The 5,032-nt window shown below is 71.9% G+C and carries 5 protein-coding genes; 2 read left to right on the plus strand and 3 right to left on the minus strand.

The window, feature by feature from the left end:
* Positions 1-149: 149 nt before the first annotated feature.
* From CCN72_RS35220 to CCN72_RS35230, 3 genes are all read right to left on the minus strand, one after another.
* Positions 150-1,403: a PP2C family protein-serine/threonine phosphatase gene (locus CCN72_RS35220; protein WP_086812433.1), complete on the minus strand. Its 1,254-nt coding sequence runs from the start codon at positions 1,401-1,403 to the stop codon at positions 150-152.
* Positions 1,404-1,549: 146 nt separating this feature from the next.
* The gene (locus tag CCN72_RS35225) at positions 1,550-1,972 is read right to left on the minus strand and encodes a DUF8189 domain-containing protein (RefSeq protein ID WP_086812435.1); all 423 of its coding nucleotides are present in this window, start codon (positions 1,970-1,972) and stop codon (positions 1,550-1,552) included.
* A 141-nt stretch (positions 1,973-2,113) separates the two neighbouring features.
* Positions 2,114-2,689 (minus strand): TetR/AcrR family transcriptional regulator, encoded by a 576-nt coding sequence (locus tag CCN72_RS35230; RefSeq protein ID WP_208638184.1) that lies wholly within the window; start codon positions 2,687-2,689, stop codon positions 2,114-2,116.
* 136 nt (positions 2,690-2,825) lie between these two features.
* Here CCN72_RS35230 and CCN72_RS35235 point away from each other — a divergent pair, with 136 nt between their 5' ends.
* Both CCN72_RS35235 and CCN72_RS35240 read left to right on the plus strand, forming a co-directional pair.
* Positions 2,826-4,073, plus strand: coding sequence for an FAD-dependent oxidoreductase (locus CCN72_RS35235; RefSeq protein WP_086812439.1), 1,248 nt, complete (start codon positions 2,826-2,828; stop codon positions 4,071-4,073).
* A 131-nt stretch (positions 4,074-4,204) separates the two neighbouring features.
* Complete coding sequence (locus tag CCN72_RS35240; RefSeq protein WP_086812441.1) at positions 4,205-4,945, plus strand: class I SAM-dependent methyltransferase; 741 nt, start codon at positions 4,205-4,207, stop codon at positions 4,943-4,945.
* Positions 4,946-5,032 lie beyond the last annotated feature (87 nt).

A 5,032-nucleotide genomic window follows, 5' to 3' on the forward strand; every position in this document is an offset into this window, starting at 1 on the left:
GTCGCCCGGAGGGCGGCCGCGCGGCGTCAGGTGCGTGCTCTCGGGGTGCCGGGCGTAGGCCCTCGTACTGGACGTACTTGGGTCTGCGCCCGGTGCCGCGAGAGTGCGTGCATGGCGTCGCGCGGCAGACGGGAATTGTCAGACAGGCCCTAGAGCCGGACGACGACGAGGGCCACGTCGTCGCGGCCGCCGCCGGCCACACCGAGGCGGGCCAGGACGGTGTCGGCCACCTGTTCCGGACCCAGGCGGCTGCACTCGGACAGGGTGTCGATCAGACGGTTCAGGCCGGTGTCGATGTCCTCGTCGCGGCGTTCGATGAGCCCGTCGGTGTACAGCACCAGCGTGTCGCCCGGCTTGTAGTGGAGGCTGGCCTGCGGGCGGGGCACATGCTGCGGCCGTGCGCCCAGCGGTGGGTCGGTCGCCTGGTCCAGCAGCTCGGTCCGGCCGTCGGTGTGCACCAGGATCGGGGGCAGGTGTCCGGCGCTGCTGTAGGTGATCAGCTGGCTCCGCCGGTCGACGATGGCCTTGACCGCGGTCGTGCCCAGCGCGTCGTCGATCGACCGGGCGTACAGGCCCAGCACCTCCAGAGCCTGCGCGGGGCGCGCGAGGGCGCGCACGGCGGCCGACAGGGCGCTGCGCAGCATCCCCATGACCGCGGCGGCCTGGAGGCCATGGCCGATGACATCGCCGACGGCCAGCGCCAGCTGGTCCGGGGGGATGTCGACGACGTCGTACCAGTCGCCGCACACATTCAGCGAACCGACCGCCGGCTGGTAGCGCACCACCACGTCCTGCGAGTGTTGTGCCAGGTCGGGGGTGTGCAGCATGGCCTCCTGCAAGGTGACGGCGACCTCGCGCTCGCGGGTGTGGGCCTGGCGCAGTTCCTCGTTCAGCCGCTGAAGCTCCCGCGCCCGTGCGTACAGCTCCGCCTCCAACGACTCGGCCGCCTCCAGCTTCTCGCCCACCCGGACGCCCGCGGGACGGGTCGCCTGATGGGCCTTGACGAACGCGGTGACGTCCTCGCCCCGGTGGATGATCCACGCCACCTGTCCGTCCGGGCCGAGGACGGGGGTGTTCACCGGGGACCACCAGCGTTCCTCGGAGATGCCGGGGCGGTGCGGGACGGGGACGTCGTACTTCTGGAGCGGCATCGTGTCCGGTCTTCGGGTGGCCAGCACCCGGCGCAGGGAGGCGTTCATGTTCCCCACCCCGTCGGCGTCCGGATCACCGGAGTTGTCGGGGAACGCCTGCGAGATGTGCCGGCCCACCAGGCCGTCCCGCGTCCGGCCGGTGGTCTCCAGGTAGGCGCGGTTGACGTCCACGATCACCAGATCCGGGCCCAGCACCAGACAAGGGGTCGGGACGGCCGCGAACAGGGCCGCGTGATCCACTTCTGCCGCCATCTCGCCGCTCCTCGTACCCGCTGCCGCCGGTGCCCTGCCCCCAACCTAGGCCGCGGCCGCCGGGCCCGCCCGGTCTGCCTCACCCGCTCGGCCGCTGTCTCCGTCCCGGGTGCCCTTCGTGGGCGCGAGGCCGCCCGCGCCGGAGATCAGCACGACGCGTTGTAGTCCGGCTCGGGGCAGGTGGGAAGGGACCAGGGGGACCAGGTGCCGCCGGCGGAGCGTGTGCGGTGCCAGGGGTTGCCGTCGGTGCCGGTGATGACGATCGAGAACACCCAGCCGCCGTCGCTCACGTCCCAGATGGAGATCCCGCTCTGCGCGACGCCGCCCATGGACTCCCATCCGTACCAACTGCCGTCGGGCAGGCTCCAGTTCGTCCACACCGCGCGGTCGGTGCCGATGACGAACACCTGCTCCGTGCCGTTCGGGAGCGGCTCGGACGTCACGGTGTAGCCGCAGTTGTAGGCCTTGCCCATGAGCTTGCAGGTGTCCGCCTGGGCCGGCGCGGCGGCGATGCCGATGCCGCCCAGGGCGATGGTGGCGGCGACGAGAGCGGCCTTGATCTTGTTCATGTCCGACTGATTCCTTCACGTGGGTCGAGGTTCCGGGCCGCGGCGGTGTCCGGGGCTGGTTCCCCTTCACCGGGCAGCGGAAGTCGATCACGGTCGAGCAGTGCCGGACCATGCAAAAGCGCAGGCGGAACTGTCGTACGGCTACTTCTGCCGGTGCTCCGTCCAGCCCTTGTCGAGCAGGTCGAAGACCCGGTCGAGGGCGGTGCCGGGATCGTTCGAGCCGCGGACGAGGACGGGTGCCTCCAGGGCGAAGTGGGCCAGGGCGCGGCAGCTCGGGTCGTCGGCGGGCAGCCCGGCGTCGTCGGCGATCGCCGCGGCCAGGGCGTGCTCGTGCCGTAGCCACATCCGGCGGGCGTACTCGCGCAGGGCCGGGGTGGTGTCGACCAGGCGCAGGAAGTCGTCGAAGCGGGGGTCGTCGTGGACCCGCCGGGAGTGCTCGCCCAGCAGCAGCCGGTGCAGGGCCCGCGGTACGGACTGGCCTGCGGGGCGCTCGCGGACGGCCGCGACCAGGGCCGCCTCACGGTCCACGTCCTGGTCGAAGACCAGCGCCTCCTTGCCGTCGGGGAAGTGCTTGAAGAGCGTCGTCACCGAGACGTCGGCCGCGTCGGCGATCTCCCGCACCCCGACCTCGTCGTACCCCCGCTCGGAGAACAGCCGCAGCGCGGCGTCCGCGAGGGCCTGGCGGGTGGCTGCCTTCTTGCGCTCTCGGCGCCCCATCTCGGTCACCGGGTCACCTTATCGCGATCGTGGAGCGAATTAGAAAGTTGAGCTGTTACGCTTTTTTAGCGGTTGCATCCAGCTGGGTGCTGTCGCGACTCGTTCGCGACCCGCGCCACCCGAGGGGAAGGTCCCGATGACGAACAGCACACCCCGAAGCACACCCCGGATCTGCGTGATCGGCGGCGGGCCCGCCGGTCTGACCTGCGCCCGCGTCCTGCAAGGGCACGGCATCGAGGTCACGGTGTACGACGCCGACGAGGCCGTGGACTCCCGCGATCCCGGCGGCACGCTCGACCTGCACGCCGACTCCGGGCAGATCGCCCTTGAGGACGCCGGGCTGCTCGACGCCTTCTTGGCGCGGGCCCGGCCGGAGGGGCAGGCCAAGACCCGCCGCGACCACCACGGCACGGTCCTGGCGGAGTTCACCCCGGGCCCCGGCGACGAGGCCGCGCCGGAGATCGACCGCGGCAGGCTGCGCCGTATGGTCTTCGACCACCTGAGGCCCGGCACCGTTCGCTGGGGCCACCGGCTGGTCCGTGTGAACCCGCTCGGCGACGGCGGACACCTCCTGGAGTTCGCCGACGGCACCACCGTGCCGGCCGACCTGGTGATCGGTGCCGACGGGGCGTGGTCGAAGGTCCGCCCCCTGGTCAGCGACGCCGCCCCGCGGCACCTCGGGGTCTGCTTCCTGGACGCCCGGTTCGACGAGGTCGACTCACGTCACCCCGAGGTCGCCGCGATCGTCGGCGCCGGCCATCTGTTCTCCAACGACAACGACGGCCGCGCGGTGATCCTTCAGCGCAACAGCGACGGCGTAGTCCGCGGCTACATCGCGTTCCGCGCCGCACCGGACTGGCACATCGCGGCCGGCGTGGACCTCACCGACCGGGAGAGCATCCGTGCCTACCTCGTACGGGAGTTCGGCCACTGGTCGCCGGTCATGCGCACGCTGATCGTCCGCAACGACGGCGACTACGTGCCGCGGTCCTTCTGGGCGCTGCCCGCCCCGCTCACCTGGGACCACGTCCCCGGAGTCACACTGATCGGGGACGCGGCCCATCTGATGGCACCCTTCGGCGGCCACGGCGCCAACCTCGCGATGCTGGACGGCGCGGAACTGGCGCACGCCGTCAGCCGTGCGGTCGGACCCGACCCGGCGGCCACTCTCGACGAGGCGGTCGCCCACTACGAGTCGGCCATGTTCGCCCGCTCCGGAGAGCTGGCCGCGAGCTCCAACGATGCCCTGGTGCAGTTCTTCGCCACCACCGACGAGCCGGATCTGCCGCCGGACCACGAGCAGGAGCACCGGGACTACCTCGCCCGGGCGGAGGCGTACCGGCGGGAGCGGGCCCGGGGGAGGGGCGAGCGGGCCGAGGCGTAGCACGCGTCCGGCGGATCATGGGCCGACCCGGAGCCGGACCGAGGCGAGGGTCGGCCGGTGCCTTGATCGTATTGACCGCCCCCCCCGGGATCGTATTGACCGCCCCCGGCAGGCAGTGGTGGAGTCGGCACGTGGAGAGCATCCCCGCCAACCGGCGGCTCTGGAACCGGATCAGCGGCGCCTACCAGCATGAGCACGATCCGCGCATCGGCGCCGCACCGCGGCTGTGGGGCATGTACTCCATCCCCGACGCGCACCTGCGCGCCCTGGGCGACGTCACCGGCAAGCGCGTCCTCGAACTCGGCTGCGGCGCCGGCCAGTGGTCCAGGGCGCTCGCCGCCGAGGGCGCCACCGTGATCGGGCTCGACCTGTCCGAGGCCCAACTCGCCGCGGCGGCCCGCGCGATGGGAACGGCCCGCTACCCGCTGGTGCAAGGCGCCGCCGAACAACTCCCGTTCGCCGCAGCCAGCTTCGACCTGGTGTTCTGCGACTTCGGTGGGCTCAGCTGGGCGCCCCCGCACCTGGCCGTTCCGCAGGCCGCACGCGTCCTGCGCCCAGGCGGGCGCCTGGTGTTCAACGTCGCCAGCCCATGGTTCGAGGCGTGCTACGACGAAGCCGCCGGCCGCGTGACCAGGACGCTGCGGCAGGACTACTTCGGGCTGAACACCATCGCCGAAGGCGACGGCGCGACCAGCTATCAACTCACCTACGGCGACTGGGTCAAGGTCCTGCGCGGCGCGGGTCTCGTCATCGACGACCTCATCGAGCCGCGGCCCGAACTCGGAGCACCCAACGGCTACAACGAAACCGACCCACCCGACTGGGCACACCGCTGGCCGGCGGAACTGCTCTGGGTGACCCACAAGCCGTAGCCCACGGGGTGGTCGTCAACCGACCTCCGCCCTCGAGATCAGTGCGTCAAGTGCCGTGCGCAGTCTGGCCAGTTCGGCCGGGGTGGG

Source organism: Streptomyces murinus (assembly GCF_002154555.1).
GTDB classification, from domain to species: domain Bacteria; phylum Actinomycetota; class Actinomycetes; order Streptomycetales; family Streptomycetaceae; genus Streptomyces; species Streptomyces murinus.

Bases quoted from the DNA above. Each gene is read 5' to 3' on its own strand.
- CCN72_RS35220 (WP_086812433.1), bottom strand. From the start codon at position 1,403: ATGGCGGCAGAAGTGGATCACGCGGCCCTGTTCGCGGCCGTCCCGACC.
- CCN72_RS35225 (WP_086812435.1), bottom strand. From the start codon at position 1,972: ATGAACAAGATCAAGGCCGCTCTCGTCGCCGCCACCATCGCCCTGGGC.
- CCN72_RS35230 (WP_208638184.1), bottom strand. From the start codon at position 2,689: ATGGGGCGCCGAGAGCGCAAGAAGGCAGCCACCCGCCAGGCCCTCGCG.
- CCN72_RS35235 (WP_086812439.1), top strand. From the start codon at position 2,826: ATGACGAACAGCACACCCCGAAGCACACCCCGGATCTGCGTGATCGGC.